The organism is Streptomyces sp. NPDC002566 (genome assembly GCF_042889585.1).
Classification (GTDB): Bacteria; Actinomycetota; Actinomycetes; order Streptomycetales; family Streptomycetaceae; genus Streptomyces.
In genome coordinates this window covers 832621-857619 of sequence record NZ_JBIARD010000003.1, presented here as the reverse complement: position 1 = coordinate 857619, position 24999 = coordinate 832621, and the positions used below count along the sequence as shown (strand labels likewise).

At 71.7% G+C, this 24999-nt stretch carries 23 protein-coding genes and 2 tRNA genes; 19 read left to right on the top strand and 6 right to left on the bottom strand.

Going from position 1 to position 24999, the window contains the following annotated elements:
- Positions 1–133: 133 nt before the first annotated feature.
- From ACFYXA_RS16650 to rfbB, 3 genes are read right to left on the bottom strand one after another with little or no spacing between them, the layout of a single operon-like run.
- On the bottom strand, positions 134–1402 hold the full coding sequence (locus tag ACFYXA_RS16650) for a lipopolysaccharide biosynthesis protein (RefSeq protein WP_389033173.1): 1269 nt from the start codon (positions 1400–1402) through the stop codon (positions 134–136).
- Positions 1399–2298, bottom strand: a complete 900-nt coding sequence (rfbD, locus tag ACFYXA_RS16645) for a dTDP-4-dehydrorhamnose reductase (RefSeq protein WP_389033170.1) — start codon at positions 2296–2298, stop codon at positions 1399–1401. The genes ACFYXA_RS16650 and rfbD overlap by 4 nt, the downstream gene beginning before the upstream one ends.
- Positions 2295–3284: a dTDP-glucose 4,6-dehydratase gene (rfbB, locus tag ACFYXA_RS16640; RefSeq protein WP_351091042.1), complete on the bottom strand. Its 990-nt coding sequence runs from the start codon at positions 3282–3284 to the stop codon at positions 2295–2297. The genes rfbD and rfbB overlap by 4 nt, the downstream gene beginning before the upstream one ends.
- Before the next feature lie 104 nt (positions 3285–3388).
- Between rfbB and rfbA the strand changes: the two genes are divergently transcribed.
- The 7 genes from rfbA to ACFYXA_RS16605 all read left to right on the top strand — a co-directional run bounded on the left by rfbA (position 3389) and on the right by ACFYXA_RS16605 (position 10067).
- The gene (rfbA, locus tag ACFYXA_RS16635) at positions 3389–4258 is read left to right on the top strand and encodes a glucose-1-phosphate thymidylyltransferase RfbA (protein ID WP_130436800.1); all 870 of its coding nucleotides are present in this window, start codon (positions 3389–3391) and stop codon (positions 4256–4258) included.
- Between the two features lie 21 nt (positions 4259–4279).
- Positions 4280–4885: a dTDP-4-dehydrorhamnose 3,5-epimerase gene (gene rfbC, locus ACFYXA_RS16630; protein ID WP_352245106.1), complete on the top strand. Its 606-nt coding sequence runs from the start codon at positions 4280–4282 to the stop codon at positions 4883–4885.
- 163 nt (positions 4886–5048) lie between these two features.
- Complete coding sequence (proB, locus tag ACFYXA_RS16625; RefSeq protein WP_389033435.1) at positions 5049–6155, top strand: glutamate 5-kinase; 1107 nt, start codon at positions 5049–5051, stop codon at positions 6153–6155.
- Positions 6156–6361: 206 nt separating this feature from the next.
- Positions 6362–6844 (top strand): hypothetical protein, encoded by a 483-nt coding sequence (locus ACFYXA_RS16620; RefSeq protein ID WP_351091046.1) that lies wholly within the window; start codon positions 6362–6364, stop codon positions 6842–6844.
- 86 nt (positions 6845–6930) lie between these two features.
- Positions 6931–8217 (top strand): glutamate-5-semialdehyde dehydrogenase, encoded by a 1287-nt coding sequence (locus tag ACFYXA_RS16615; protein WP_389033166.1) that lies wholly within the window; start codon positions 6931–6933, stop codon positions 8215–8217.
- Between the two features lie 98 nt (positions 8218–8315).
- Positions 8316–8909: a hypothetical protein gene (locus tag ACFYXA_RS16610; protein WP_389033163.1), complete on the top strand. Its 594-nt coding sequence runs from the start codon at positions 8316–8318 to the stop codon at positions 8907–8909.
- 87 nt (positions 8910–8996) lie between these two features.
- The gene (locus ACFYXA_RS16605) at positions 8997–10067 is read left to right on the top strand and encodes a hypothetical protein (RefSeq protein WP_389033161.1); all 1071 of its coding nucleotides are present in this window, start codon (positions 8997–8999) and stop codon (positions 10065–10067) included.
- Between the two features lie 59 nt (positions 10068–10126).
- Here ACFYXA_RS16605 and ACFYXA_RS16600 read toward each other — a convergent pair whose 3' ends face one another.
- Positions 10127–11221, bottom strand: coding sequence for a M48 family metallopeptidase (locus ACFYXA_RS16600; protein ID WP_352245140.1), 1095 nt, complete (start codon positions 11219–11221; stop codon positions 10127–10129).
- Positions 11222–11363: 142 nt separating this feature from the next.
- Here ACFYXA_RS16600 and ACFYXA_RS16595 point away from each other — a divergent pair, with 142 nt between their 5' ends.
- The 9 genes from ACFYXA_RS16595 to ACFYXA_RS16555 all read left to right on the top strand — a co-directional run bounded on the left by ACFYXA_RS16595 (position 11364) and on the right by ACFYXA_RS16555 (position 16688).
- Positions 11364–11525, top strand: a complete 162-nt coding sequence (locus tag ACFYXA_RS16595) for a hypothetical protein (RefSeq protein WP_351091052.1) — start codon at positions 11364–11366, stop codon at positions 11523–11525.
- A 108-nt stretch (positions 11526–11633) separates the two neighbouring features.
- Positions 11634–11798 (top strand): hypothetical protein, encoded by a 165-nt coding sequence (locus tag ACFYXA_RS16590; protein WP_165430287.1) that lies wholly within the window; start codon positions 11634–11636, stop codon positions 11796–11798.
- 79 nt (positions 11799–11877) lie between these two features.
- Positions 11878–12516 carry a nicotinate-nucleotide adenylyltransferase gene (nadD, locus tag ACFYXA_RS16585; RefSeq protein WP_130436805.1) on the top strand — a complete coding sequence of 213 codons (639 nt, stop codon included), beginning with the start codon at positions 11878–11880 and terminating at the stop codon, positions 12514–12516.
- A 16-nt stretch (positions 12517–12532) separates the two neighbouring features.
- Positions 12533–14419 carry a LytR C-terminal domain-containing protein gene (locus ACFYXA_RS16580; protein ID WP_389033157.1) on the top strand — a complete coding sequence of 629 codons (1887 nt, stop codon included), beginning with the start codon at positions 12533–12535 and terminating at the stop codon, positions 14417–14419.
- Positions 14420–14516: 97 nt separating this feature from the next.
- Positions 14517–14960: a ribosome silencing factor gene (rsfS, locus tag ACFYXA_RS16575; RefSeq protein WP_351091057.1), complete on the top strand. Its 444-nt coding sequence runs from the start codon at positions 14517–14519 to the stop codon at positions 14958–14960.
- Entirely contained in the window at positions 14957–15631 is a 675-nt protein-coding gene (locus ACFYXA_RS16570; RefSeq protein WP_352245101.1) for a histidine phosphatase family protein, read from the top strand. Before rsfS ends, ACFYXA_RS16570 begins: the two co-directional genes overlap by 4 nt.
- A gap of 115 nt (positions 15632–15746) precedes the next feature.
- Positions 15747–15819 (top strand) — tRNA-Ala (locus ACFYXA_RS16565).
- 454 nt (positions 15820–16273) lie between these two features.
- Entirely contained in the window at positions 16274–16507 is a 234-nt protein-coding gene (locus ACFYXA_RS16560) for a hypothetical protein (protein WP_003976229.1), read from the top strand.
- Between the two features lie 108 nt (positions 16508–16615).
- A tRNA-Ala gene (locus tag ACFYXA_RS16555) sits at positions 16616–16688 on the top strand.
- Positions 16689–16863: 175 nt separating this feature from the next.
- Here the strand turns inward: ACFYXA_RS16555 and ACFYXA_RS16550 are convergent.
- Positions 16864–18474, bottom strand: a complete 1611-nt coding sequence (locus ACFYXA_RS16550; RefSeq protein WP_351091061.1) for an NADH-ubiquinone oxidoreductase-F iron-sulfur binding region domain-containing protein — start codon at positions 18472–18474, stop codon at positions 16864–16866.
- A complete protein-coding gene (locus tag ACFYXA_RS16545) occupies positions 18471–19781 on the bottom strand; it encodes a cytochrome b/b6 domain-containing protein (protein ID WP_352245100.1) in 1311 nt (436 codons plus the stop codon). The genes ACFYXA_RS16550 and ACFYXA_RS16545 overlap by 4 nt, the downstream gene beginning before the upstream one ends.
- A 422-nt stretch (positions 19782–20203) precedes the next feature.
- Between ACFYXA_RS16545 and leuS the strand changes: the two genes are divergently transcribed.
- The 3 genes from leuS to ACFYXA_RS16530 all read left to right on the top strand — a co-directional run bounded on the left by leuS (position 20204) and on the right by ACFYXA_RS16530 (position 24912).
- Positions 20204–23080, top strand: a complete 2877-nt coding sequence (gene leuS / locus ACFYXA_RS16540) for a leucine--tRNA ligase (protein WP_389033150.1) — start codon at positions 20204–20206, stop codon at positions 23078–23080.
- A gap of 137 nt (positions 23081–23217) precedes the next feature.
- Entirely contained in the window at positions 23218–23946 is a 729-nt protein-coding gene (locus tag ACFYXA_RS16535) for a hypothetical protein (protein ID WP_352245098.1), read from the top strand.
- Positions 23947–24066: 120 nt separating this feature from the next.
- Positions 24067–24912 carry a DegV family protein gene (locus tag ACFYXA_RS16530; protein WP_389033146.1) on the top strand — a complete coding sequence of 282 codons (846 nt, stop codon included), beginning with the start codon at positions 24067–24069 and terminating at the stop codon, positions 24910–24912.
- Positions 24913–24999: the final 87 nt, after the last annotated feature.

The window sequence follows — 24999 nt, the reverse complement described above, 5'->3', positions numbered from 1 at the left end:
TGGAAAGGGGCCTGTCTACTCTTCCAGGGAATACCGAGGCGGACGGCCGCAGAACGAGGCCGCCGGACTGCAGTCCACTGCCCGTCACATTTTGTCGCAATGCTTACGGAGAGTGATAGAATGGTGATCATTCTTAGGAGTGCAACGAACGGTAGCCTACACGAGCACGGACAACGAGCGTCATGAAGGCGACCACCGCAAAGGACCCCGCCGTGTACGCCACCTCGACCCGCGTCCTCAGGGGAAGGGCACTCAGCGTGACCGCCACCAGGGCCGCCGTCCCCACGATCCACGCCACCAGCTGGAGCCGCGCGGCGCCGCTGGTCAGCAGGGCCTGACCCAGCACCATCGCCAGCATGTAGAGCGTCGTCCCGAGCGACAGCCAGGCGAAGTCGACCGGCCCCAGCACGTCGGGCGCGCCGAACAGCGCCGGCAGCAGAGCCGGTCCGAGCGCCACCGCGCCGATGCCCCCGGCCACGCCGAGCCCGCCGGTCACCGACGCCGCCTTCAGCAGCAGACGGCGGTACTTCCGCGTGTCGCCCTCGGCCGCCGCCGACGACAGCCCCGCGAGCAACGACACCTGGAAGGCGCCGAACACGAACAGCGGCACCCGCGCCAGGACCAGCGCCGACAGCAGCGCCGCGACCAGCGCGTCGTCGTCCGTCGAGATCAGCTTGGTGCTGATCACCGCGATGTTCACCAGCACCTGGGCCAGCAGCGTGGAGCCGACCAGCAGCCCCAGGTGCTCGATCAGGTCACGCCAGTGCGCCGCCGTCCCCGACCGCGCGCCCTTGACCACCGGCCCGATCGTCGCCAGCACCGCGAGCAGCGGGGCCACCGTCAGCACCGCCGCGAAGGCGAACGCCGAGTTGACGCCGGACAGCGCCAGCCCCGCAGGCAGCACGATCCGCAGCGCGCCGTCCAGCCCCAGCTGCATCCCGTAGGCCTGGAACCGGCCCAGACCCGCGAGGACGCCCCGGGTCACATACGCAACGGCCAGCGCCGTGAACGCCCCGCCCAGCGCGAGGACCATGCCGGTGTCGCCGTGGAAGAACAGATCGGCGACCGGCCGGGCGAACACCGCCAGCGGCACCAGCACCACCGCGAGCAGGGAGGCGGAGAGCACCGCGCCCCGCCGCAGCACCGGCAGCGCCCCGTCGCCGTGCACCACCCGGGCGGCGACCAGGCGGGTGATCTCCTGCTCGACCGGGAAGAACAGCCCCAGGCCTATGGAGGACACCACCGTCCACAGGACCGAGAAGCTCGCCATCCCGTCGACGGGCAGCGAGTGGCCCGCCGCCGCGAGATGGATGTAGCTCGCCACGCCGAGCAGCGCCGTCCCGGCGCCGACGAACGCGGTGCCCTGCGGCAGCGCCGTGGCGATGCGGTCGAGGAGGCTCACGCGCCGGTCCGCCCAGGAGCGTCCGTCCGCCCGCCGGGAGCGATGACCTTCAGCGCCTCGGCGAGCTGCTCGCGCCACTCCGGCTGGACCGCCACGCCCGCATCGGCCCACCGGTCGTGCGCCAGCACGCTGTACGCGGGACGACGGGCCGGCCGTACGAACTTCTCCGACGTGGTCGGGCGCACCCGCTCCGGGTCGAGACCGGTCAGCTCGAACGCCGCCCGCGCCAGGTCGAACCAGGTGCCCGTGCCGGACGCGGTGCCGTGGTAGACGCCGGCCGGGGCCCGGCCGGCCACGGCCGCCTCGCCCAGGTCCGCGATCTGCCGGGCGAGCGCCACGGTCCAGGTCGGCTGACCCCGCTGGTCGTCGACCACGTCCAGGGTCTGGCGCTGCCCGGCCAGGTTCAGCATCGTCGCGACGAAGTTGCGCCCGTGCGCGCCGTACAGCCAGGCCGTGCGCACCACATAGCCGCGCTCGGGCAGCAGCCCGGTCACCGCTTCCTCGCCCACGAGCTTGCCGCGCCCGTAGGCGTTCACCGGCGAGGTCGGGGCGTCGTGCGGGTACGGCTCGGCGGCGTCGCCCGGGAAGACGTAGTCGGTGGAGACCTGGATCAGCGTGGCGCCGCTGTCCGCGCACGCCTGGGCGAGCACCCGCGGGCCCTCGCCGTTGATCCGGGTCGCGGCGGCCTCGTCGGCCTCCGCCCCGTCCACGTCGGTCCACGCGGCCGCGTTCACCACGACGTCGTGGCCCGCCACCGCCGCCCGCACCGCGGCGGCGTCGGTGACGTCCAGCTCCTGCCGGGTCGACGCGGTGACCTCGGCCCCGCGCCCCACGAGCACGTCGGTCAGGTCCCGGCCGAGCATGCCGCCCGCGCCGGTGATCAGCCAGCGGGTCATGCGGGCAGCGCCGCCTTCGCCTTGAGCGGCTCCCACCAGGCGCGGTTGTCGCGGTACCACTGGACGGTGTCGGCGAGACCCTGCTCGAAGGTGACGAGCGGCGTGTAGCCCAGCTCCTCCTTGATCTTCGCGATCGACAGGGAGTAGCGCAGGTCGTGGCCCTTGCGGTCCTCGACGTGCTCGACCATGTCCCAGCCCGCGCCGCAGGCGTCCAGGAGCAGACCGGTGAGCTCCTTGTTGGTGACCTCGGTGCCGCCGCCGATGTGGTAGACCTCGCCGGCCCGGCCGCCGCGCAGCACCATCTCGATGCCCCGGCAGTGGTCGGAGACGTGCAGCCAGTCCCGCACGTTCAGGCCCTCGCCGTACAGCGGGACCTTCTTGCCGTCCAGCAGGTTCGTGGTGAACAGCGGGATCATCTTCTCGGGGAAGTGGTACTGCCCGTAGTTGTTGGAGCAGCGGGTCACCACGACGTCCATGCCGTGCGTGCGGTGGTACGACAGCGCCAGCAGGTCCGAGCCGGCCTTCGAGGCCGAGTACGGCGAGTTCGGCGCCAGCGGCCAGTCCTCGGTCCACGAGCCCTCGGAGATCGAGCCGTAGACCTCGTCCGTGGACACGTGGACGAACCGGCCCACACCGTGGCGCTTGGCGGCGTCCAGCAGCACCTGGGTGCCCAGCACGTTGGTCGTCACGAACGGGGAGGAGTCCGCGATGGAGCGGTCCACGTGGGACTCGGCGGCGAAGTGCACCACCGCGTCCTGGCCGCGCATCACGTCGTCGACGGTGGCGAAGTCGCGGATGTCGCCGTGGACGAAGGTGTACCCGTCCTTGTCGGCGACGGGGGCGAGGTTCTCCTCGTTGCCGGAGTAGGTCAGGTTGTCCAGGACGGTGACCTGGGCGCCCTCGCCCGAGGGCAGCTCGCCGAGGAGCAGCGCCCGTACGAACTGTGAACCGATGAACCCGGCACCGCCGGTGACAAGAATCTTCATAAGAGCCCACATTCTATAGCCCGCCGTATCACGCGCTGTGCAGTGGCCCTTTTCACGGCGGGGGTGGCGGGAGCGGTCCGTGCCCTGCCGTAGGCTGCGGGCCCATGCGTGGAATTCTGCTCGCCGGTGGTACCGGTTCCCGACTGTGGCCGATCACCCGTGCGGTGTCGAAGCAACTGATGCCGGTCTTCGACAAGCCGATGATCTATTACCCGCTCTCCACCCTGGTGATGGCGGGACTGCGGGACATCCTGATCATCACCGGACCGGCCGAGCGACCCCAGTTCGAACGGCTCCTGGGCGACGGGTCCGACTGGGGCCTGAACATCGAGTTCGCCACGCAGGAACACCCCAACGGCATCGCCGAGGCCTTCGTCATCGGCGAGGACTTCATCGGTGACGAGGCTGTCGCCCTGATCCTCGGCGACAACATCTTCCACGGCTACGGCCTCGGCCGGCAGCTCGCCCGCTACAGCGACCCCGAGGGCGGTGTGGTCTTCGCCCACGCCGTCTCCGACCCGACGGCCTACGGCGTCGTCGACTTCGACGAGCAGGGCCGCGCCCGCTCCATCGAGGAGAAGCCGAAGAACCCCAAGTCCCGCTACGCCGTCCCGGGCCTCTACTTCTACGACAGCCGGGTCGTCGAGATCGCCAAGGGCCTCAAGCCGAGCGGCCGCGGCGAGCTGGAGATCACCGACGTCAACAAGTACTACCTCGACCGCGGCGAGCTCCAGGTCTCGGTCCTCGACCGCGGCACCGTCTGGCTCGACACCGGCACCTTCCAGTCCCTCGTCCAGGCCTCCGAGTACGTCCGGGTGGTCGAGGAGCGTCAGGGCATGAAGATCGGCTGCCTGGAGGAGGCCGCCTGGCGCGCCGGGTTCATCGGCGACGACCGCCTGCGCGCGCTCGCCGAGCCGCTGACCAAGAGCGGCTACGGCGACTACCTGCTCGACCTGCTCGCCCACGAGGCCTGAGAGAGAAACGGAAACGGTTCGATGAAGGTGAACCCCCTTGGCATCGAGGGCGCCTGGGAGTTCGTCCCCCAGCAGCACGGGGACGCCCGCGGCCTCTTCCTGGAGTGGTACAAGGCCGAGCGCATGGAGGAGGCCGTCGGCCACCCGCTCGACCTGAAGCAGGGCAACCTCTCCGTCTCCGCGGCCGGCGTCGTGCGCGGCATCCACTTCGCCGACGTGCCGCCCGGCCAGGCCAAGTACGTGACCTGCGTCCGCGGCGCCGTCCTCGACGTGATCGTCGACGTCCGGGTCGGCTCGCCGACCTTCGGCCGCTGGGAGACCGTGCGCCTCGACGACCAGGACCGCAAGGCCGTCTACCTCTCCGAGGGCCTCGGCCACGGCTTCTGCGCGCTCACCGACGACGCCACCGTCACCTACCTGTGCTCCGAGGGCTACGCGCCGCAGCGCGAGCGGACCGTGCACCCGCTCGACCCGGCGATCGGCGTCGAGTGGCCGGTAGAGGGCGTGCCCGAGCTGTCCGCCAAGGACGCCGAGGGCCCGACGCTGGCCGAGGCCCGCGAGGCGGGGATCCTGCCGGTGTACGAGGAGTGCCTGGCCTTCCGGGCCTCCCTGGCGAACCGGGGCTGAGCCCGCCCTCTCCGGCTGTCCCCGGGGCCGTCCGACCGGCGAAACGGAAAGGCGGCGCCGCCCCCCGCTCACGTAGATTGCGGACGAGCGCCGCGGCGGGGGAGCACGCGGCGCCAGGGACAGCCGAGTGAGGACGACGCAGGTGACAGTGGCAAGGCAGCAGGTGGCGCAGGCCCGCAGGATCGTCGTCAAGGTGGGGTCCTCCTCGCTGACGACCGCCGCCGGCGGGCTGGACGCCGACCGCGTGGACGCGCTCGTCGACGTCCTCGCCAAGGGACGCAGCGGCGGTGAGCGGGAGATCGTCCTGGTCTCCTCCGGCGCCATCGCCGCAGGCCTCGCCCCGCTGGGCCTGCGCCGCCGCCCCAAGGACCTCGCCCGCCAGCAGGCCGCCGCCAGCGTCGGCCAGGGCCTCCTCGTCGCCCGCTACACCGCCTCCTTCGCCCGCTACGGCGTCCGCGTCGGCCAGGTGCTGCTGACCAGCGACGACATGAGCCGCCGCGTCCACCACCGCAACGCCTCACGCACCCTGGACAAGCTGCTGGCGATGGGCGCGTGCCCGATCGTCAACGAGAACGACACCGTCGCCACCGACGAGATCCGCTTCGGCGACAACGACCGTCTCGCCGCCCTCGTCGCCCACCTCGTACACGCCGACCTGCTGGTCCTGCTCTCCGACGTCGACGGCGTCTACGACGGCGACCCCGCGAGGCCGGGCACCTCCCGGATCGCCGAGGTGCGCGGGCCCGCCGACCTGGAGGGCGTCGAGATCGGCAGCGCCGGCAAGGCGGGCGTCGGCACCGGCGGCATGGTCACCAAGGTCGAGGCCGCCCGGATCGCCGCCGCCGCCGGCATCCCCGTCGTCCTCACCAGCGCCGTCCACGCGGCCGACGCCCTCTCCGACGGAGACACCGGCACCTTCTTCCACGCCACCGGCAAGCGCTCCGCCGACCGGCTGCTGTGGCTCCAGCACGCCTCCACCCCGCAGGGCTCGCTCACCCTGGACGACGGCGCGGTGCGCGCGGTCGTCGAGCGGCGCAAGTCGCTGCTGCCGGCCGGGATCGCCGGCGTCGACGGCGAGTTCAGCGCGGGCGACCCGGTGGAACTGCGCGACGGCTCCGGGCACGCGGTCGCGCGGGGACTCGTCAACTTCGACGCCAGGGAGATCCCCCTCCTGATCGGCCGCTCCACCCGCGAACTGGCGAGGGAACTCGGCGCCGAGTACGAACGCGAGGTCATCCACCGGGACGACCTGGTGATCCTCCATCCCTGAACGGGTCCACGAGGGGCGCGGGTGACCCCTGAGGCGTCGAACGGCGGATTCCGGGCGGGGTCGAACGGCCGGGACCGGCGGGGGACGTTCCGTGAAACCGCCCCAAGGAGCCGCGCGGCCTGCTCAACTTTGTGTCGGGGGCAAGGACCCGTCCACGCCCCCTGCACGGACACGTTCCGCACGAGCGCTGCGTAAAGGAGGCCGTCGTGAGACGAGTGCGCCCTGGGGCGGCGACCCGCGGCGGTGCCGGCGAGGAACGCGCCCTGACCAGCGTCGCGGCCGGGGAGCGGTACCGGGCCGCGGAGGCCGACGGCGACGAGGGCGCGCTGCGCGCCGGGGCCGAGGACCTGCCCCGCCTGTGGCACGTCACCCTCAGCGTCTCCGGGGCCGACGCCGACCTGAAGGAGCTGCGGCGCGCCCTGGAACAGCTCGCCCACGACCACCCCTTCCTCCTGACCAGCCGTTATGCCGCCGACCACGCGGAGATCCGCTACTGGGAGGAGGCCCGCGACCTGCACGACGCGGCCGCCGTCGCCCTGCGGCTGTGGGGCGAGCACCGGCAGACGGCCGGACTGCCGGCCTGGGAGATCGTCGGACTGGAGGTCATCGACCGCCAGACCTACCACCAGCGCATCGCCGAGGGCTGCGGGCCGGCGCCGGCCGCCCCGGTGGGCGTCCACCCCTTCTGACCTCGCTTCCGGCACCCGTCCCAGCGCGTGTCTCGGCGTGTGGAACGCACGCCGGACGGCGTAGCCCGGCGCACTACCCTTCCCGTATGACCACGCTCTCGCCGTACGACGCCCTCTCCCCGGTCACCCAGGCCGCCTACCGTGCCAAGGCGGCCGCCGCCGACCTCGCGCCGCTGCCCCGGGCCGTGAAGGACGACGCGCTCCTCGCCATCGCGGACGCGCTGGAGGTCCGTGCGAGTGACGTCGTCGAGGCCAACGCCAAGGACGTCGCCAAGGCCCGCGAGGCCGGCACCAGCGAGGCCATCGTCGACCGGCTGACCCTCACCCCGGAGCGGGTGCGGGCCATCGCCTCCGACGTGCGGGACGTCGTCGCGCTGCCCGACCCGGTCGGCGAGGTGGTGCGCGGCTCGACCCTGCCCAACGGCATCGACCTGCGCCAGGTCCGCGTCCCGCTCGGCGTGGTCGGCATCATCTACGAGGCCCGGCCCAACGTGACCGTGGACGCGGCGGCGCTCTGTCTGAAGTCGGGCAACGCCGTGCTGCTGCGCGGCTCCGCCTCCGCCTACGAGTCCAACTCCGCTCTCGTCCGGGTGATCCGCGACGCGGTCGGCGGCGCCGGGCTGCCCGCCGACGCCGTCCAGCTCGTGCCCGGCGAGAGCCGGGACAGCGTGCGCGAGCTGATGCGCGCCCGCGGTCTCGTCGACGTCCTCATCCCGCGCGGCGGCGCCTCCCTCATCCGGACGGTCGTCTCCGAGTCCACCGTCCCGGTGATCGAGACCGGCACCGGCAACTGCCACGTCTACGTCGACGCCCGCGCCGACATCGACATGGCGATCGAGATCCTGATCAACTCCAAGGCCCACCGGGTCAGCGTCTGCAACGCCGCCGAGACCCTCCTCGTCCACCAGGACATCGCCCCCGAGTTCCTGCCCCGCGCCCTCGACGCCCTCGCCGAGGCCGGCGTCACCGTCCACGCCGACGAGCGGGTCATGGCGTACGGCGCGGACTCCAAGGCGACCGTCGTCGAGGCGACCCCGGAGGACTGGGAGACGGAGTACCTCTCCCACGACATCGCCGCCGCCGTCGTCGACTCCCTGGACAAGGCCGTCGAGCACATCCGGCTGTGGACCTCCGGCCACACCGAGGCGATCGTCACCACCTCGCAGCAGGCCGCCCGCCGGTTCACCCAGCTGGTCGACTCCACCACCGTCGCCGTCAACGCCTCCACCCGTTTCACCGACGGCGGCCAGTTCGGCTTCGGCGCGGAGATCGGCATCTCCACCCAGAAACTGCACGCCCGCGGCCCCATGGGCCTGCCGGAGCTGACCAGCACGAAGTACATCGTCACCGGCGACGGACACGTCCGGCGCTGACCCGCGCGCCCCCTCGGGGAGCCGCCGAGCCGTCTCAGCAGGCGGATGAATTTCCCTTCCGCCTGCCCAAGGCGACCGCCCAGGTCTACTCTGGTCCCGTGCCGGAGGACGTGGGGGGCACGCCGTTCCCGGACGGCTGGGAGCCCGACGACGACCAGGACCGCGGGGTGTCGGACGAAGAGTTCGCCTCCGTGGTCTTCGACGAGGCCTTCGTCCAGGCGGCCGCGGTGCACGAGCCGACCGCCGTCGAACGTCTCCTGGCCGCCGCCGAGGCCAGGGCCGAGGCATCCGAGGCCGAAGCCCGCCGAGCCCGCGCCCGCGGCGACCGCTACGGACCCGAGGACCCCCGTCGTTTCGGCCATGATCCGCACCAGGGCGACCTGGACGACGACGTGGCCGCCTGGGAACGCCACTACGACGACTACGACGACATCGGCCCCTACGGCCGCCAGGCGCGCTGGCACCGCCCCGTCGCCTGGGTGCTCGCCGTCGTCATGGGCATCGGCATGGTCGCGCTGGCCTTCGCCGCGGTCTACCGGGGAGCCTCCTCCGACAACCGGGACCGGATGCCGCTGCCCGCCTCCACCGGCCTCGGCCAGGGCGGCGGCCCCTCCGCGCCGCCCGAGGCGGCCGCCGAAGGCGCCGCGGACCGGATGCGCTCACCCGTCCCGGCGGTCCCGCACACGCCCTGAACGAGGCCCGCCGACGGGTGAGAAGCTGTCAGAAGTTGTCAGAATGCCGGGCGTTTACCCGAGCTCCCCGCGACCTACCCTGAAAGTATGGGCGGGCCTGGCGACCCACCGCAGGGGACACCCGAGGGAACTCCCGGCGGCGGCGAGGACGAGTACCGATCCGTCGTCTTCGACGAATCGTTCGTCCGGGCTGCCCGCCTCCAGGAGTACTCCGCCGAGGAACGCATCGCCGAGCACGCGCCCGCCGTGCGCCGCCGCCCGCCCGCGCACCGGGGACTGTCCCGGCAGGCGCTCGTCCTGGTGGTGCTGATCGCGCTCGCCTTCGGCACCGCCGTCTACATGGGCGTACGCCACCCGTACCAGAATGCGGCCGCCCGCCGGCCGGCGGAACCCCTGCGGATGACGGTCATCCCGCTCGCCCCGCAGGGAGCCGTACCCGGCTCGACCGACACCGCCTCCCTGTACGCGCACAGCCCGGCCGCCAACTTCCGCGTCGGCGCGGCGGGCATCCCGCTGCCCGCCGCCCGGCGCACCGCGCACTTCTCCGACAGCCAGGTCGTCACCGCCCTGCTCACCGCCCGCGACTACGTCATGCGCTCCTCCCTCTACCCGGAGGTGCTCACCGGGCAGCAGGTCCGGCCGGTGCGGGTGCTGATCTCACCCGAGCAGCTCGACCAGTTCGACGAGAGCTTCGCCCACCCGGCCCCCGACGGACGGCACGCGCCCACCGGCTGGCTGGTCCGCCTGGACCCCTCCCGGGCCGAGCTGGCCGACCCCGAGGTCCGGGTGCAGGGCACCCTGGAGGCCGCCGAGGCCGACTCGGCGACCCTGGAGGTCACCGCCGACCACACCTTCGTCTACGCCCTGCGGCCCGTCGGCGCCGACGCCGGGGCGCAGGTCTCGCTGTTCACCGTCCGCCGTGAGCTGCACTTCCGCTTCGACCTCGACGACCTGCGGCTGCGCCAGACCCAGCTGGTCGTCTCCTCCCTCCAGGCCGGCCCGCTGTCCTGCGCCGAGGACTCCGCGGGGCATCTGCGACCGCTGCTCGCCGGCCAGAGCGCCAAGGCGGGCGGCCCGGCCGGCACGGACCCGTACGTGACGGGCGACGCGCCGGCGCTGTGCGGGTCGCTGGCGAGCAGCGCGGAACCGCAAGTGTGAACTCGCGGGTGTGAGCCCCGGGTGCGAGCTCGCGGTTTCGGGCAGCGTCCCGCCGTCGGTCAGTCGTCCTCGCGCGGGGGCGCGTCCGCCGGACGCTCCTTCGGGGGCGCGGAACTGGTGAAGCCGTCGAAGCCGCGCCGGACCCGGCCGCCCAGGTTGCCCGCCCCGCCCGCGAGGTCGGTGACCAGCTTCATCAGCGGGTCCTTCGAGCTCTTGACGTGGTCGGCGTAGTGCGAGGCCGACTCGCGGAAGGAGTCCGAGACCGAGGTGTCCTTGTCCTCCGAGCGGCGCGGGTAGTGACCGTCCAGGATCCGCTGGTGGTCGCGGGACTCGGCCCACTTCTTCAGCTCGGCGGCGCGCACGGTGGTGAAGGGGTGCGAGCGGGGCAGCACGTTCAGGATCTTCAGCACGGAGTCGCGCAGGTCGCCGCCCGCCTCGTACTCCTCGGCCTGCTTCAGGAACGCGTCCACGTTCATCTCGTGCAGGTGGTTGCCGCCCGCGATCTTCATCAGGCCCCGCATCGAGGCCCGCAGGTCCTGGCCGACCAGCAGTCCGGCGCGGTCCGCGGACAGCTCCGACTTGCGGAACCACTCGCGCAGCGCCGTCACGACGGCCATGATCGCGATGTTGCCGAGCGGGATCCAGGCCACCCGCATGGCCAGACTGGTCAGGAACAGCAGGATGGTGCGGTACACGGAGTGGCCGGACAGCGCGTGCCCCACCTCGTGGCCGACGACCGCCCGCATCTCCTCCTCGTCGAGCAGCTCGATCAGGCCCGTGGTGACCACGATGATCGGCTCGTCCAGGCCGATGCACATCGCGTTGGGCTGCGGGTCCTGGGTGACGTACATCGGCGGGACCTTCGGCAGGTCCAGGATGTAACAGGCGTCCCGCAGCATGTCGTTCAGGTGGGCGAACTGCTCGTCGGACACACGCACCGAGTCGGACAGGAACAGCAGTCTCAGACTCCGCTCGGGGAGCAGCCCGCTGAGCGCCTTGAAGACCGTGTCGAAGCCGCTCAGCTTGCGCAGCGCGACCAGGGCGGAGCGGTCGGCCGGGTGCTCGTACGCACGCGAGGAGATCCCGGGAAAGCGGGTGCGCTGCCTGCTCGGCACGTTCGCGTGCCCGGTCTGCTCGTGGCCGTCGTCGGACATGTCATCCCCCATGTGCGTGTGTATGGGCCCTCGTGTGCGAGGTCCTTTACGGACCCTTGTGGGGCCCTTTGCGCTCCCGGAGCAGGGCCCAGCCTAGGCGGAGTTACGGTGGACGGGCACCACGCAGAAGGAGACCCGCGCCATGGAGCACAACCCCGCAGCAGCCTGGCTCGCCGAGGCCGCCGTCGCCGCCCAGCGGCAGGAGCCGGGCAACCTGCTCCGCGTCGTCCTGGTCGTCATGCTGGTGGGCTGTGCGCTGACCGCCTGGTTCCTGCTGCGTGGCTACAAGCGGAAGGACGACTGAGCGTCCGGGAAGGTTCCCGGGGCGGAGTCGGCGTGAGGGGCGGCGAGCCGCACGCTTACGATGGGCCGACATCTTTATCCCGCCCACATTGGATAGGTCCTGCCGAAGATGAGCTTCCACAGCGCCGCCGCCCAGTTGGTCACCCTCGCAGCCGAGGGCGAGGAGAAGGGCGGCAACCACGAGAGCCTGAGCCCCCTGGTCACCGGCGGTTCCGCCTTCCTCATCCTGCTGCTCCTGCTCTGGGTCACCACCCGGTTCAACCGCGACCGCTGAGGTACTCCGTGGTCATACCGGGGCATCCCGGACTCCCGTCGGCCGGCCCCCTCGGGCGGGGCCGGTAGGGTCTGCACGCATGGGAGAGCAGGACATGCCTACCGGCCCGGCGCACGGCCCGGCGAAGCGGGGCAGGCGCCGTCTCGGCGTCATGGGCGGAACGTTCGACCCGATCCACCACGGGCACCTGGTGGCGGCCAGCGAGGCCGCCGCGCGGTTCCACCTGGACGAGGTCGTGTTCGTCCCGACCGGCGAGCCCTGGCAGAAGAGCCACCGCAGGGTCTCCCTGGCCGAGGACCGCTACCTGATGACGGTCATCGCGACCGCCGAGAACCCGCAGTTCTCGGTCAGCCGCATCGACATCGACCGGGGCGGGCCCACCTACACCGTGGACACCCTGCGCGACCTGCGGGCCCTCAACCCCGACACCGACCTCTTCTTCATCACCGGCGCGGACGCCCTGGGCCAGATCCTGACCTGGCGGGACAGCGCGGAGCTGTTCTCCCTCGCCCACTTCGTCGGGGTGACCCGGCCGGGTCACAACCTCGCCGACCCCGGGCTCCCCGAAGGGGGCGTCTCCCTCGTCGAGGTCCCCGCCCTGGCCATCTCCTCCACCGACTGCCGCGTGAGAGTCGCCAAGGGCGACCCCGTCTGGTACCTGGTGCCGGACGGAGTCGTGCGCTACATCGACAAGCGCGAGCTGTACCGCGGCGAGTGAGCCGAGAGGGGTACCGGTGAACGACCGATACGACGCGGGAGACGCGGGATACGACGCCGGCCACGGCGGTGGCCACGGCGCCGGGTACGGCGAGGCCTCGTACGAGCTCGTCGGCTACGACGAGTACGGACAGCCGGTGTACCGGCAGGTCCAGGCGCAGCCCTACGACCCGTACGCCCAGCGCCCGCAGCAGGACTACGGCTACGACCAGTACGCCCCCGGCGCGCAGCAGCAGACGCACGCCTACGACCCGTACGCCGCAGGCCCCTACGACACCGGACAGCAGCCGCCCGTCTCCGGCTACGACACGGACCGTCAGACTCCGGTGGCCCACGACCCGTACACCTCCGGGACCACGGCCCCCTACGACCCGTACGACCCCTACGGGCAGGCCGCGAACAGCGGGCAGCAGCCGCGCGTCACCGAGCAGACCGCCTACATCCCGCACCAGGCCGGCCCCGCCGACGACCGCTCGGCCCGGACCGGTCAGGCCGCAACCCACGCGTCGCCGACCGGGCACCCGCACGCCGAGCCGGCGGAGGAGAAGGTTGCCGGGGCGCCCGAGGGGCCCGGGCCGGAGGGCGCCGGATCCGGGGAGCGCGGTGGTGACGCGGCCCAAGGCGACTACCGCACCGAGCAGTTCGCGTTCGTGGAGGAGCCCGACGGCGACTCCGAGGACGTCATCGACTGGCTGAACTTCACCGAGAACCGCACCGAGCGCCGCGAGGAGGCCAAGCGCCGCGCCCGCAGCCGGCTCGTCGCCCTCGTCGTCGTCCTCGCCCTGGTCGCGGTGGGCGGCGTCGGCTACCTCTGGTACGCCGGGAAGCTGCCCGGCCTGTCGTCGTCGGGAGAGTCCAAGACCGGCGCCGCCACCGCCTCCGCCGCGCAGAAGCGCGACGTGGTCGTGGTCCACCTGCACGACACCGGCGGTCAGGGCACCTCCACCGTGCTGCTGGTCGACAACACGACCACCGAGAAGGGCACCACGGTGCTGCTGCCCAACTCCCTCGTCGTCACCGCCGACGACGGCACCACCACGACCCTCGCCAAGTCCGTGGACGCCGACGGCTCGGCCGGCACGCGCGAGGCGCTGGACACCGTCCTCGGCACCCGGATCCAGGGCACCTGGCGGCTCGACACGCCCTATCTTCAGAACCTCGTCGACCTCGTCGGCAACATCGAGGTCGACACCGACACCGCCGTGCCCGACCCCACCGCCAAGAAGAAGGGCGCCGCCCCCCTCGTCGACAAGGGTGAGAACCAGACCCTCAGCGGCAAGATGGCCGTCGCATACGCCACCTACCGCGCCGAGGGCGAGGCCCAGAACGCCCAGCTGGAACGCTTCGGCCAGGTGATGCAGGCCGTGCTGCGCAAGGTGTCCTCCGACGCGCAGGCCGCCACGGTCACCGTCCAGACGCTGGCGCAGATCCTCGACCCCTCGCTGACCGACAAGGACCTCGGCGCGTTCCTCGCCCGGCTCGCCGACCTCGCCAAGGGCGGCGACTACAAGACCGCCCTGCTGCCCGTGGAGGCCGACGGCACGCTCAGCGCCCAGGCCGGCGCGAGCGTCGTCAAGGACGTCCTCGGCGGCACCGCGAAGAGCCCCGACAAGGACGCCGCCGTCAGCGTCTCCGTCCAGAACGCGAGCGGCCGCACAGCCGACACGGAGAACGCGCGCGTGGTGCTCCTCAACGGCGGCTTCACCTTCCTGGACGGCGGAAAGCCGTCCGGCACGCAGAGCGCCTCCAAGGTCCTCTACGGGGACGACGCCGACAAGGAGAACGCGGCCGAGGTCGCCAAGACCCTGGGCCTGCCCGCCGGCGCCGTGAAGAAGGGGACGGTCACCGCCAACGCGGACGTCACCGTCGTCCTCGGCGAGGACTACAAGGCGTCCACCTCGTAAAGCCGCGCCACCCGGCGGGCGGACGTGAAACGGATGGGGCGCCGTCGGCGGTCGTGAGACCCTTGAGGTCAAACGACCGCCGACGGAAAGCCGCGTAGTGACCGCCACCGACCGCTCTCTCGAACTCATCACCACCGCCGCGCAGGCGGCAGCCGACAAGCTCGCGCACGACATCATCGCCTACGACGTCAGCGACGTGCTGTCGATCACGGACGCCTTCCTGCTGGCCTCCGCCCCCAACGACCGCCAGGTCAAGTCGATCGTCGACGAGATCGAGGAGCGGCTGAACAAGGAGCTCGGCGCCAAGCCGGTGCGCCGCGAGGGCGACCGCGAGGCCCGCTGGGTGCTGCTCGACTACGTGGACGTCGTCGTCCACGTCCAGCACAGCGAGGAGCGCGTCTTCTACGCCCTTGAGCGGCTGTGGAAGGACTGCCCCGAGCTCGACCTCCCGGAGGACGCCAAGGCGACCCGCGGCAAGGCCAAGGAGCACGCCGCGCTGAACGCCGAGGAGGACGCCGCCGGCTTCGGGGACCCGCGATGACCGCGGGCTCCCGGGCCGCCGCGGGCCGCACGGAGGGCCGGGGCCGCCGGATCATCCTCTGGCGGCACGGCCAGACCGCCTGGAACGTGGAGCGCCGCTTCCAGGGCACCACGGACGTCCCCCTGACGGAGGAAGGGGTCGCCCAGGCCCGCCGCGCCGCCAGGCTGCTCGCCTCCCTCAAGCCCGACGCGATCGTCGCCTCGGACCTGTCCCGGGCCGCGAACACCGCGGCCGAGCTCGCCGCGCTCACCGCCCTGGACGTCGCCCACGACGAGGGCCTGCGCGAGACGTACGCGGGCGTGTGGCAGGGCCTGACGCACGAGGAGATCGTCGCCCGGCACGGTGACGAGTACGCCGCGTGGAAGCGCGGTGAGCCGGTCCGCCGCGGCGGCGGCGAACTGGAGACGGAGGTCGCCGACCGCGCCGCCCCCGTGGTGCTGCGGCACGCCGAGAAGCTTCCCGGGGACGGCACGCTCGTCGTCGTCAGCCACGGCGGCACGATCCGCACCACCATCGGCCGGCTCCTCGGTCTGGACGCCCGCGACTGGGAGAGCCTCGGAGGGCTGTCCAACTGCTGCTGGTCCGTCCTGGGCGAGGGAGCCCGCGGCTGGCGACTGCTGGAGCACAACGCCGGCACCCTGCCGGAACCGGTGCTCGGCGACGACGACTGACCCCCCGGGGCGGCCCGGGGGCCGATTTCACTTTCCGGCAGGTCGCAGGCTAAAGTTCTTCTTGTTCGCACCGCGGAGCGGAGCGAAACACCACGAGGTTCGCCACGTGGAACCAGGGGCTATAGCTCAGTTGGTAGAGCGCCTGCATGGCATGCAGGAGGTCAGGAGTTCAATTCTCCTTAGCTCCACGGTCCGACTCTCTCCGGAGTCGTCGGAGATCGCTTCGACAAGATCCCGTCCCCCATCCCGGGGGCGGGATCTTTTGTCGTCGGCTTGAGTCACTTCGGCTCCCGGAGGCGTATACCTCTGCGAAAGCGCTTCTCACATGCATGTTCGCGCTCGCTGGGGCAGTCGTGCCGAGGTGCCGTGTCCGGACTGGTACTGAGGCGTCGCTGACCGTATTGGCCCGGCCGTGGCAGAATCAAACGGCCGGAAGGGGGCGCGGCCCGACGGGAGGGAGTAGCGATGCCTGCGAGCATCCTCGGAGAGGTCGGCCACCTCTGCGCAGCAGCATGGACACGGGAAACGGCCACCCGGCTCAGCTGCCCTTCCTGCGGTTCCGCTTTCGTCGCCCAGGTCCTCGGGGACAACGGCGGGATCTCCTACGTGTGTACGGCCTGCCGCCACAGCTGGAGCTGATCGATGGGTGCACACAGGCGGAAGTGCGACTGGTGCGGCAGCGGCACCCCGATCGTGCGGGACATGGAGCCGGTCAACCCCGACTACCAGTACTGGTGCGAGGAATGCGCGCGGGCGCTGATCATAAAAGGCGATCCCATCGAGACCTACCGGGAGTTGGAGGGCGAGCCGATCTACGGCCGGCTCCTGGAGGAGCACTGCACCCTCAAGCGGTTCTACTCGTTCGTGACGGCTTGAGCCGACTTTCCTCGCCAAAGCGGACGGAACGGAAACGATTTGGTGGTCCGCCCCCCGGACCGTGTAATGTTGGCTTCGCCGCCGGGGAAACCCGCCGGAGCAGAACAAGGGGCTATAGCTCAGTTGGTAGAGCGCCTGCATGGCATGCAGGAGGTCAGGAGTTCAATTCTCCTTAGCTCCACAGCAGATCCCGCCGGATCGGAATGATCCGGCGGGATCTTTTGCGTTCGCACACCGGCGCGTGTCCGGTGCGCCGACCCACCGCACACGCGCGTCCGAGGGGGTGCGCCGACGACCCGCACACGCGCGCGAGGGGCCGCCTGTTTCCAGGCGGCCCCTCGTCCGTGCGTACCGCGTCAGCGGCCCAGGGCGCGCCGTCCGCGGCCCTGGGAGAGGACCGGGAGGTTGCGGGAGGGCGCCTGGCCGCGCGTGTCCTCCTCGATGCGCAGGGCCAGCGCCGGGCAGCGCCGCACCGCCCGCAGCGCCTTGGCCTCCGCGTAACGCGGCACCTTCGCCTGCGCCACGGTGGGGAAGCCGTCGGCGCCGAGCTGGAAGACCTCCGGGAGGATGTCCGCGCACAGGCCGTGGCCGCGGCACAGGGTCCAGTCCACGAAGATCTTCTGACGGCTGTCGCCGGTGTCCGAGGGCTCCGAACCGCCCGGGAGGCTCGCCGGGCCCATACCGCCCTCGAAGAGCGGCAGAACGCCCTCCACGGGCCGTCCGCAGCCGTTGCCGAGGACGTGCGCCGCGAGGTCGTCCGTGAACGCCTTGATCGTCGACTCCAGGAACATCGCGGAGCCGTCCGGGTGCGAGCACGCGCCGCGCCGCTTGACGTTCTTGGCGACCTGCTTGAGGGCCTCCAGGGCGGCCGGGCCGCCGCCGTTGAGGATGTCCTCCATGCCGCGCGCCGCGGCCGGCAGGCCGAGGTAGCAGGGGCCGCACTGCCCGGCGCTCTCCTCGGCCAGCCACTGGGCCACCCGCAGCGACTCGCCCAGCGGGCAGGTCTCCTGACTGATCGGCAGGATCGCTCCGGCGCCCAGCGCGCCGCCGACGGCGTCCAGGGAGTTGCGGGAGACGACCGCCTCGTTGACAGTGGCGGCGTCGATCCACTTGCCGTGGTAACCGCCGGTGAGCACGCCCTGCGGGACCGGCGGGGCGCCCGCCAACTGCAGGACGTAGCGCAAGGGGACGCCGGTGGGGACCTCGATCACCATCGGGCGGGCGACGGCACCGGACACCGTCAGCATCACGGTGCCGGGCTCGTCGTACAGGCCGGTGTTGCCGTAGCGCTCGGCGCCGATGCGGGCGGCGATGGCGAGTTGGGCGAAGGTCTCGGCGTTGGACAGCAGCGTGGGGGCGCCGCCGACGCCGTTCTGCGAGGCGCTGACCTTGCGGCCGGGCGGGATCGCCGGGCCGCCGTCGATGGAGCGGATCACGGAGGCGGCCGCGCCGGTGACCATGCGGATCGGGTTGCGCTGGACGAACGCCTTCAGCGCCGAGCGGCGGCCGTTGCTCAGGCCGCGCTCGGCGAGGGCGGCCTCCATGGAGCGCTCGGTCGACTCACGGGTGACCGCCACCACGAGCGTGCGGGCGCCCAGTGCCTCGGCGACGAGCAGCGCGCCGTCCAGGATGAGGTGCGGGGCACGGTTGATCATCACCGTGTCTTTGCGGCAGGCCGGTTCGTCCTCGCTGCCGTTGACGACGACGACCGGCCGCACGCCCCGCTTGATCGCCGCGTCGGCGACCGAGCGCAGCTTCTTGTGGAAGGGGAAGCCCGCGCCGCCGCGGCCCTTGAGGTTGATGCGCTCGGAGAGCTGCGCGAGCTTCTCTCCGCCCATGGGTTCGAGCGGCCCGTGCACCTTCAGGTGCATGGGCAGATCGAGTCTTTCGACAAGGTCGAAACCCGACGTGAGCTGCGGAAGCCCGACGACGCGGACTTCCGGGGTGTCGGGCAGGGCCTCGTTCACCTATAGCCTCCGGAAGGCATGTTCCAAGGTTCGCCCGCACCCGGAGTGTCGAAGGACGCTCCGGGTGCCGGTTCGTTGGCGGGACCGCTGTTGTACGTGTCGTTCGGGTTGTACGCGTTGTACCCGGTGTTCGTCTCACCGGTGTTGTACGCATCACTCCCGGCGTATCCGGCGGTGCCCGGATTGCCATAGACCGGGATGGTGAATCCCGTGTCCTGGAGCGGGTCGTAGACCGACTGGGGCGCCTCGCCGACCGGCGGCGGGGACGGGATCGGCCAGCTGCCCGAGGTGCTGCCGCCATTGTCGACCCGCGGCATCGCCTCCGTGGCCTGCATGTCGAACGGCATGTTCATGCGCGCGGTCTGGTCCGCCCCGTACGACTGCTGCTGCCCGCGGGGGGTGTTGACGGCGCGGTAGGCGGCGGCGAAGCCGTTCGCGGGTTCCGCGCCGGCGGGCGCGTCGAACAGTGACGACGAGGACGGCGACCTGCGCGAGGAGCCCATGGTGTCGGCGCCGGAGGAGCGGCTCGAGCGGCTCTCGTACCCGGGCAGCGAGCCCGACCCCGTCGCCTCGGCCACGCGTGCGCGGCTGGCCTCCAGCGCGTCCCGGCCGGCCGGCTCGGGGTCGCCGCCGATGATCGCGCCGATGCGGTCGGCGAACTGGCGCTTGACCGGCCGGGGGGCGGCGCGCAGCGCCAGGGCGGCCATGACGCCGACCAGCGCCAGTCCGTACAGGATCACGAAGATCGGCTTGGCCGCGCGACCCGCGTAGAGCCCGTGCAGCAGCGCGGCGCACCAGGCCGGATAGGCCAGCATGTGCATCGCGCGCCAGCGGGCGGCCACCGGGGCCGGGGAGGCGAACCGGGAGCGCAGCGCTCCGGTGATGCCCACGAAGATCATCAGCAGGCCGGCGAGGGAGCCCAGGCCGATGAGGAAGCCGCTGCCGGTGACGCCGAGCGAGAACGGGATGATCGCGGCGATGAGCTGGGTGTGCTCCAGCGCGATCTTCGTGGTGATGTGCAGCAGCAGGAACGCGATCGAGGCGACGGCCGTCGTCCTGTGCACCGCCTGCCCGACGATGCGCTGGCGCGTGTTGAGGATGACCCGGTCCTGGGCGACCAGGCCCCAGATCACCGAGCAGCTGAGCGAGACGAGGGAGAGCACACCCGCGCCGAAGTTCAGGAACTCCTGGAACCGGTCGCCTCCGACCAGCACCACCACGGGTATGAGGATGAGGACGACAGCGGTCGCCACCCCGTAGGCCGACCGGCCGGGCTTGGGGAGCGAGCTGTTACTACGAGTGTTCATGGGGGCAACTCCGAGCAGTTCGGGAAAGCGGTCCCGCTGCCGAACTCTAAGTGGGCGCCATACCGATGGGTACGAGGTTTGGGTATTGCGTTGTGACAAAAGGACGATGTGGCTGGTGGGATGTCCCATAGCGGCGGTTACGCCAGGTAAGCTTTGACTCTGGTTCAGTCCCGGGGGCTCCGTGCGGTCGGTGTCATTGTCGACCACGCATACGGAAGCGCGTCGCAGTCTGCTCAAGCGCTGCGGTACCCTTTGCCCATGCGTGCCGTACGCCTTCTGCTTAGCGAGCCGCGCTGATCAGTCCCGAACGCCGGTGAACCGGACGGTTCGGAATCGGCGCGGCGTCCCCTCCTGTGTGAGGGGTTTTTTCGTTTCTTGAATCGCAGCCGCTGGCAGAGACGATCGATGGAGCTTAAAGGATCATGAGCGAGACGAACCCCGCGGCCGCCGAGACGGCCGCGCCGCACCGCTACACGGCCGCAGTCGCCGCCGAGATCGAGGCACGCTGGCAGGACTTCTGGGACGCCGAGGGAACCTACGCGGCACCGAACCCCGAGGGCGACCTGGCGGGCGACCCCGAGGTCGTCGCCCGGCCCAAGAAGTTCATCATGGACATGTTCCCCTATCCGTCGGGCGCGGGCCTGCACGTCGGCCACCCCCTGGGCTACATCGCCACCGACGTCTTCGCCCGCTACCAGCGCATGACCGGCCACAACGTCCTGCACACCCTGGGCTTCGACGCCTTCGGCCTGCCCGCCGAGCAGTACGCCGTGCAGACCGGCACGCACCCGCGCGTGTCCACCGAGGCCAACATCGAGAACATGAAGGCCCAGCTGCGCCGGCTGGGCCTGGGCCACGACAAGCGCCGGTCGTTCGCCACGATCGACCCGGACTACTACAAGTGGACCCAGTGGATCTTCCTGCAGATCTTCAACTCCTGGTACGACCAGGAGGCCGGCCGGGCCCGCCCGATCGCCGAGCTGGTGGCCGCGTTCGAGTCCGGTGAGCGCCCCGTGCCCGGCCACACGCGCGCGTGGAGCGAGCTGGACGCCTCCGAACGCGCCGACGTCCTGGGCGAGTTCCGCCTGGCCTACGCCTCCGACGCGCCCGTCAACTGGTGCCCCGGCCTGGGCACGGTCCTGGCCAACGAGGAGGTCACCGCCGACGGCCGCTCCGAGCGCGGCAACTACCCGGTCTTCAAGGCCAAGCTGCGCCAGTGGAACATGCGCATCACCGCCTACGCCGACCGGCTGCTGAACGACCTGGACGCGCTGGACTGGCCCGAGGCCATCAAGCTGCAGCAGCGCAACTGGATCGGCCGCTCCGAGGGCGCCCGCGTCGACTTCCCCATCGACGGCGAGCGCATCACCGTCTTCACCACCCGCCCCGACACCCTGTTCGGCGCGACCTACATGGTGCTGGCCCCCGAGCACCCGCTGGTGGAGAAGTTCACCCCGGACGCCTGGCCCGAGGGCACCCGCGAGGCGTGGACCGGCGGCCACGCCACCCCCGCCGACGCCGTCGCCGCGTACCGCGCCCAGGCCGCCTCCAAGTCCGACGTGGAGCGCCAGGCCGAGGCCAAGGACAAGACCGGCGTCTTCATCGGCTCGTACGCCACCAACCCGGTCAACGGCGAGCGCATCCCCGTCTTCATCGCCGACTACGTCCTGATGGGCTACGGCACCGGCGCGATCATGGCCGTCCCGGCGGGCGACCAGCGCGACTTCGAGTTCGCGCGCGCCTTCGAGCTGCCGATCCACTGCATCGTCGAGCCGACCGACGGCCGCGGCACCGACACCTCCACCTGGGAAGACGCCTTCGCCTCCTACGACGCGAAGATCATCAACTCGTCCAACGACGAGATCTCCCTGGACGGCCTGGGCGTCGCCGAGGCCAAGGCGCGCGTCACCGACTGGCTGGAGCGGTCCGGCATCGGCGAAGGCACCGTCAACTTCCGTCTGCGCGACTGGCTGTTCAGCCGCCAGCGCTACTGGGGCGAGCCCTTCCCGATCGTCTACGACGAGGACGGCGTCGCCCACGCCCTGCCCGAGTCGATGCTGCCGCTGGAACTGCCCGAGGTCGAGGACTACTCGCCGCGCACCTTCGACCCGGACGACGCCGACACCTCCCCCGAGACGCCGCTGTCGCGCAACGAGGACTGGGTCAACGTCACCCTGGACCTGGGCGACGGGCGCGGCCCGCGCGCGTACCGGCGTGAGACCAACACCATGCCCAACTGGGCCGGTTCCTGCTGGTACGAGTTCCGCTACCTGGACCCGCACAACGACGAGCAGCTGGTCGCCCCCGACATCGAGCGGTACTGGATGGGCCCGCGCGAGGGCCTGCCGCACGGCGGCGTCGACCTGTACGTCGGCGGCGCCGAGCACGCCGTGCTGCACCTGCTGTACGCGCGCTTCTGGTCCAAGGTCCTGTTCGACCTGGGACACGTCTCCTCCGCCGAGCCGTTCCACAAGCTGTTCAACCAGGGCATGATCCAGGCGTTCGTCTACCGCGACAGCCGGGGCATCGCCGTGCCGGCCGCCGAGGTGGAGGAGCGCGACGGCGCCTACTACTACCAGGGCGAGAAGGTCTCCCGGCTGCTGGGCAAGATGGGCAAGTCCCTGAAGAACGCGGTCACCCCCGACGAGATCTGCGCCGAGTACGGCGCCGACACCCTGCGCCTGTACGAGATGGCGATGGGCCCGCTGGACGTCTCCCGCCCCTGGGACACGCGCGCGGTGGTGGGCCAGTTCCGGCTGCTGCAGCGGCTGTGGCGCAACATCGTCGACGAGAGCACCGGCGAGGTCACGGTGGTCGACGCCGAGCCCGGCGAGGACACCCTGCGGGCGCTGCACAAGGCGATCGACGGCGTGCGCCAGGACCTGGAGGGCATGCGGTTCAACACCGCCATCGCCAAGGTCACCGAGCTGAACAACCACCTGACCAAGGCCGGCGGCCCGCTGCCCCGCTCCGTCGCCGAGCCGCTGGTCCTGCTGGTCGCGCCGCTGGCCCCGCACATCGCCGAGGAACTGTGGCGCAAGCTGGGCCACACCGACTCCGTCGTCCACCGCGACTTCCCCGTCGCCGACCCGGCGTACGTCGTGGACGAGACCGTGACCTGCGTCGTGCAGATCAAGGGCAAGGTCAAGGCGCGCCTGGAGGTGTCGCCCTCCATCTCCGACGAGGAGCTGGAGAAGGCGGCGCTGGCCGACGAGCACGTCGTCAACGCGCTGGGCGGCGCGGGAATCCGCAAGGTGATCGTGCGGGCGCCGAAGCTGGTGAACATCGTCCCCGCCTGACGCGCCGCGCCCTGCGTCAGGGTGGTCCCCTACGGGCAGGTTCGGGGTTCTTCTGGAACTTCGAACCTGCCCGTGGCGTTTACCGTTGAAGAGAGCGGCGCGCGATGTGCCGGGGCCCGATTTGCCAGGAGGAGCTCGTGGAAGCGGTGATCGCAGTCTTCGCACTGCTCTTCGTGCTGTTCCTGGCGCTGGGCGCCTACGCCACGGTGAAGGCGGTCGGCGCGGCCAAGCGCAGCGTGGACCGCACCCTCACCCAGGCCCGGCGCACGGTCGAGGACCACACGCTGCGGGCCAAGTCCTTCACCCAGTTCGGTCCCGCCGCGGAGATCGCGCAGCTCCGCCTCAGGCTGCGCACCTCCATGCGGGCCACCCAGGACGCGCTGCGGGCCGGCGCCGTCGAGGACGAGTCCCTCAAGGAGTCCCTCGCGCTCTTCCAGCGCCTGAGCGCACACGGGTACGAACTGGACGCCGAGCTCAAGCGCCTGGAGACGGAACCCGACCGGGCCACGCTCACCGAGCGGCTCCCCTCGCTGCGGGAGCGCACCGAGCGCGTCACGGCGTCGGCGGACTCACTGCGCTGGGCGGCCCGGGACCGGGCCCGCCGCTTCGCGGACGAGGACCTGGACACCCTCAGCGCCGAGATCGACGTGGAGGCGGGCGCGCTGCGCCACTGGACCACCGCGGAAGGCGGCCCCGCTCCGGCCCCGTGGCCCGAGACGCCGGCCGCCGCCCCGGCGGAGGAGGGACGACCGCGCACGTCCGGTGTGCGCACCGCCCGGGAGCCTGCCCGGCCCGCCATCACCCCGCCGGGACCCCGGCCCACGTACCCGTGGCAGAAGAAGCCCCGCCCCGAGAGCACGACGTGACGCGTCGTCCGGCGCGGTGTCCGGCAGGGCGATGGACCCGGCGCCGGGGCCCCTCGGGCGACGGCCGGCCGGACGGGGTCGGGCTGACGTCCGTGGGCTACGGCAGGTAACCTCCAGGTCATGTCCCGCCATGTCGCGATCGTCACCGATTCAACGGCCTACCTGCCGCAGCGGACGATGGAGCGCCACGGCATCACCGCGGTGCCCCTGACCGTCGTCGTCGGCGGCCAGGCCCTCGAAGAGGGCACCGAGATCTCCACCCGCTCCCTCGCCGTGGCGCTGCAGAAACGACGCTCCGTCACCACCTCGCGCCCCAGCCCCCAGCTCTTCGCCGAGACCTACCGCAAGGCCGCCGAAGCCGGCGCCACCGGCATCGTGTCCCTCCATCTCTCCGCCGAGCTGTCCGGCACGTACGACGCGGCCGTGGTCGCGGCGCGGGAGGCGCCGGTGCCGGTACGGGTGGTGGACACCGGGATGATCGCGATGGCGCTCGGCTTCTGCGCGCTCACGGCCGCCGAGACGGCCGAGGCCGGCGGCAGCGTCGACGAGGCGGTCACCGCCGCCGAGAAGCGGGCCGCCGCCACCTCCGCCTACTTCTACGTCGACACCCTCGACTATCTGCGCCGAGGCGGCCGGATCGGTGCCGCCCAGGCGCTGTTGGGCTCCGCGCTCGCGGTGAAGCCGCTGCTCCAGCTCGACGGAGGGCGGATCGAACCCCTGGAGAAGGTGCGGACGGCGTCGAGGGCGATCGCCCGCCTGGAGGAGCTGGTGGCCGAGCGGGCGGGCGGCGCCCCGGTCGACATCGCCGTGCACCATCTCTCCGCCCCCGAGCGGGCGTCGGCCCTCGCGGACCGGCTGCGGGCCCGTGTGCCCGCCCTCGGGGAGCTGCATGTGAGCGAGGTGGGCGCGGTGATCGGTGCGCACACCGGGCCGGGGCTGCTGGCAGCCGTGGTCTCGCACCGGTGACCTCCGCGTCACGGGCGTGACGGGGGAATCTGCGGCCCTTCGGTCTTCTCTCCGAGCTTTCCGATCTTTCCCATGAGACCCACTCGT

Coding starts and splice junctions, on each gene's coding strand:
- rfbD (WP_389033170.1), bottom strand. CDS start 2,298: ATGACCCGCTGGCTGATCACCGGCGCGGGCGGCATGCTCGGCCGGGAC.
- rfbB (WP_351091042.1), bottom strand. CDS start 3,284: ATGAAGATTCTTGTCACCGGCGGTGCCGGGTTCATCGGTTCACAGTTC.
- rfbA (WP_130436800.1), top strand. CDS start 3,389: ATGCGTGGAATTCTGCTCGCCGGTGGTACCGGTTCCCGACTGTGGCCG.
- rfbC (WP_352245106.1), top strand. CDS start 4,280: ATGAAGGTGAACCCCCTTGGCATCGAGGGCGCCTGGGAGTTCGTCCCC.
- ACFYXA_RS16615 (WP_389033166.1), top strand. CDS start 6,931: ATGACCACGCTCTCGCCGTACGACGCCCTCTCCCCGGTCACCCAGGCC.
- ACFYXA_RS16605 (WP_389033161.1), top strand. CDS start 8,997: ATGGGCGGGCCTGGCGACCCACCGCAGGGGACACCCGAGGGAACTCCC.
- ACFYXA_RS16600 (WP_352245140.1), bottom strand. CDS start 11,221: ATGTCCGACGACGGCCACGAGCAGACCGGGCACGCGAACGTGCCGAGC.
- ACFYXA_RS16595 (WP_351091052.1), top strand. CDS start 11,364: ATGGAGCACAACCCCGCAGCAGCCTGGCTCGCCGAGGCCGCCGTCGCC.
- ACFYXA_RS16590 (WP_165430287.1), top strand. CDS start 11,634: ATGAGCTTCCACAGCGCCGCCGCCCAGTTGGTCACCCTCGCAGCCGAG.
- nadD (WP_130436805.1), top strand. CDS start 11,878: ATGGGAGAGCAGGACATGCCTACCGGCCCGGCGCACGGCCCGGCGAAG.
- ACFYXA_RS16570 (WP_352245101.1), top strand. CDS start 14,957: ATGACCGCGGGCTCCCGGGCCGCCGCGGGCCGCACGGAGGGCCGGGGC.
- ACFYXA_RS16560 (WP_003976229.1), top strand. CDS start 16,274: ATGGGTGCACACAGGCGGAAGTGCGACTGGTGCGGCAGCGGCACCCCG.
- ACFYXA_RS16545 (WP_352245100.1), bottom strand. CDS start 19,781: ATGAACACTCGTAGTAACAGCTCGCTCCCCAAGCCCGGCCGGTCGGCC.
- leuS (WP_389033150.1), top strand. CDS start 20,204: ATGAGCGAGACGAACCCCGCGGCCGCCGAGACGGCCGCGCCGCACCGC.
- ACFYXA_RS16530 (WP_389033146.1), top strand. CDS start 24,067: ATGTCCCGCCATGTCGCGATCGTCACCGATTCAACGGCCTACCTGCCG.